At 63.2% G+C, this 3619-nt stretch carries 2 protein-coding genes; both read right to left on the bottom strand.

What is annotated here, in order from left to right; translation table 11 throughout:
- Positions 1-259 precede the first annotated feature (259 nt).
- Positions 260-1555: a rhodanese-like domain-containing protein gene (locus PPP56_RS00150; protein ID WP_353561534.1), complete on the bottom strand. Its 1296-nt coding sequence runs from the start codon at positions 1553-1555 to the stop codon at positions 260-262.
- 276 nt (positions 1556-1831) lie between these two features.
- The coding region (locus tag PPP56_RS00155) for a pyridoxal phosphate-dependent decarboxylase family protein (protein ID WP_353561536.1) at positions 1832-3619 on the bottom strand (1788 nt) is incomplete at its 5' end.

A 3619-nucleotide genomic window follows, 5' to 3' on the forward strand; every position in this document is an offset into this window, starting at 1 on the left:
CCCCCTCTGTCTGCCGACATCTCCCCCTTGGCCAAGGGGGAGAAACCCGACACGAGCCCGTAGGGCGACTGATGGAGCGAAGCGGAATAAGGGAGAGGGAGGTTAAAACAAGACAAAACTGCGGTGCTTGTTCATCCTGTCATTTAGCGTTTATCCACTACCGAAAAAAGAAACCGGCACATGCCGTTACTTGACAGAGGACTATCGAGCAGCAAAGCAGGTATTGTTGATCAGGTATTGCTGATGTTGCTTACGCGGATCATGCGACTGATGCGGGGATGCCTGTTTCTGAGGGCAGGTTGGCGTTGCTCCACCCGTACCAACCGCCGTCGAAGACAGAGATGCGGGGCCAGCCCATCAGGTAGGCGTTCATGAACGCCTCGCTCCCGCGCCAGCCGGTGCCGCAGTAGAAGGCGACATGCTTCTTGGGCACGACGCCCGCCTCGGCCCACTTCTGCTCGATCTCCTGAAACTCGCGGGTGGTGTAGTCGAAGTTGCGGTAGTTCTCCATGTGGTAGGCATCGCTTCCACAGTTGCCGAACACCGCGCCGGGGATGCGTCCCTTTGCTTCGATGTAGTGGTAGCCGCTGCGCTCGCCGATGAACTCCTCCCAGCTCCGCACGCTCACCAGCTCGCCGTCGTCGGCGTCGATAAGGGCCTGGGCTTCTGGAATGTCGATCATGTACTCGGGGCAGAGGGGAACCTCCGCGCCAAAGTCATCGACCGGTGTAGGGGCTACATCTTCAGTTGATAGCGGAAGCCCCTCATCCTCCCAGCGGTTGAGTCCGCCGTTCAGCACTTTGACGTCGCCGACGCCTGCATAGAGCATCAGCGCCGCACATCGCATTGCACCCAGATGCCCCGCGCTCTGCGCCGGGAAGTCGTGCTCGTACGTCGGAAACGAGAAGCGTCCGTAGCATACCACGGTGGTGTTCTGGTGGATGCCGAGGTCGGCAAGCACCTGTTTGAGCTCCTCGGGCGGACGCCGGTCCCACGTTTCGGGGTCTTCCAGCCAGTTGGTGTTGAGGGGGATCGCGCCAGGGATGTGTCCCTGCTCGTAGTCGGAGCGGTAGTTGTAGTGGGCATGGCACAGAACCACATCGTCGCCCCGTACCGCTTCGGGCATGCCCCCGTTAAGCAGCGTGTTGAGCCATTCAGGGTACACCAGTTGCTCATACCGGGCCATGGCGCGCAGCGGACGCTCCGGGTTCGCAGCCCAGTCGTCGTTGAAGCGGTGGTAGGTGTAGAGCTGTTCAAACCCGAGTCGCTCAAACTTGGCGGCGATGGCGTCGACATCGTCGGCGTCGTGGCCATAGATCGTGAGCGGCGCCTCCGGGTCCATCCCTTTATCTTCGGGGACTTCCACCCAGTCCATGTACTTGGTCCACCGCATGGGCAGGCTTTTGGCGCCGGGCACGTGGCCCCCGCGTGCGGCTCCGTGGCGGGGCCATCCGTTGTATGCGGCCACCGATCGGATGTCGAGCAGGGTATGGTCGGGAGAGTGCGCGTGATCGGCGAAGGTGTCGGTTGAGATGGTCGAGATGGTCTGACTCATGCAGCTGCGTGGAAAGCGAAACGAAGAACGAAGGAGAACGAGTGGAATGGAGCAGATCCGGGGCCTGCAAAACGCCTGCAAAACGCCTGCAAAACAGGGGCGGCCGTAAAACAGCGCACTGCCCATCCTGTGCACCTGTCGTCACAACCCGGTGGGTGCTCTATTGTTTACGGTCCCTCCATCTCTTTTGCGGACTCGTTGCGTGCGAGGTACAGGCAGGGCGTTATGGGCAGGGCGTTATGGGCAGGGCGTTATGGGCAGGGGGTGCGGGGCCAGCTACAGCGTTGGCATCTCTTCTCCGCGCGCATACAGCCGGGCTAACAGGTGCTGAAGCCGTCGCTCGGGCGATTCGTGGGCGATCCATTGAGGCGAGGCCCCGTCGACCCGGGCAAACAGGTCGCGATGGTCGGTGGCGCTTGCATCCCCCATAACAAATACCGGCACGTGGGCCAGTCCAAGGGTGCGTACGGTGCGCTGCATGACGGGCGTGTCGAGGTCGTCGGCGGCGAGAAGCACAGCGTCGTAGCCGTTCCAGACGTCGGCCGGGCGGCTGTCGTTGGGCAGGCGCGCGGTGATGTCGAGGCGAGCGGCGGTGGACTCGTGCATGCGCAGCTGCTCGGTGAGTGAGTCGGGAGCGTCGGGAGCCGTTTCGATGACCGCGACCGACCGGCGTTCGTCGTCGGATACGGGGCGGGTGGGTAAGAGATCGCTCAGGTGTTCGTCGAGAGCCATTTCGTGGAGGAAGGCGGATAGTTGATCAGCAAACGGCGGGTCGTGCTGCGACCAGTCGGTGAGAAATGGGTTCATGATGCAGGTGCGCAGCAGCGTGAGCGAGGCGCTCTGTGTGAGCGCATCGTCGAGGAGCGCCGCCGGAAGCACATCGCGTAAGACGTGCTCGTAGGCCTGCGCCTCCACCTCGGTCTTCGACACCAGGAAGTCGTACTGGTTGATGTCGTCGCGCCCATCTACGGTCATGCGGCGCCAGATGCGCTCGGTGTAGGTGTTGAGCGCAGCGATGGAGTCGAAGCCCGAGCGGGGCATCAGCACAAAGCAGTAGCCGACCGTGTCGGGCGTGGCCAGCGGGCGCAGCTCAATCCAGCTCTCGTCGGGAAAGTGGTGGTGCATGGCATCGACCAGCGCCTGGTTGACGGCGATGCAGTTCTTCATGAGCTGGCCGTGGCCCTCGGGGGTAAGCGGCACCATGGCTTGCGACAGATAGCAGCTCACCGCCGCGGCGCCGGGACGCGAGCCTTCGAGCGTCCACTGCCCCAGAAAGCCCCCAAAACCGGAGCGGTCGTCGTCGGCCAGGTAGGGGGCGGCATACGAGATGGCGTCGCGCACGTGGTAGTCGCGAAAGAGCACGGCGCCAGCCGGATACGGAATGTATCCGAACTTGTGCGGGTCGATGGTGATGGAGTCGGCCTCGGCCATGGCGGCGATGCCGTTGTAGATCTCGGCATCGACGAGTGCATCAGGCCCTGCAAGTGCGGCGTCGTCGACCTCGTCGTAGGGCACCACGTCGCCCGCGTCGTCTTTGGGAAGCATCGATGCGAAGTAGCCCCCGAAGGCGGCGTCGCAGTGATGCCAGAACGTGAGGCCGTGGGCGGCGGCTTCTTCGCGGAACGCTTCGATCCTATGTAGCGGATCCACCGCGCCCTCCTCGGTGGTGCCACAGATGCTCACGACCCCGAGCACTGGCTGCTGGTTTTCGGCATGGGTGCGCACCCGTTCTGTGAGGGCATCCATATCGAGGCGGATGCGGTCGTCGGTAGGTATCGTTTCAAGCGCATCCGCACCCAGCCCGACCACGTCGAGGTTCTTCTTCCAGCAGTAGTGCGCGGCCTGCGAGATGAGCACCTTGGGCAGCCGCGCCGGGTCGTCGGGGAAGGTCTGGTTGTAGGAGAGCAGAAACGAGGCGAGTCCGGCCGTACGCACGCTCGGGATGGCCTCCTGAAACGCCTGCGCGGTTGCCCGGTCGGCCTCGGCCAGCTGGGCTTTGATGCGCAGATGCAGGTCGGTGATCTCCCCAATGGGTAGGTTCGAGAGCGCAAACGTCGACAGGTC

The organism is Longimonas sp., from assembly GCF_040409695.1.
Taxonomy (GTDB): Bacteria; Bacteroidota; Rhodothermia; order Rhodothermales; family Salinibacteraceae; genus Longimonas.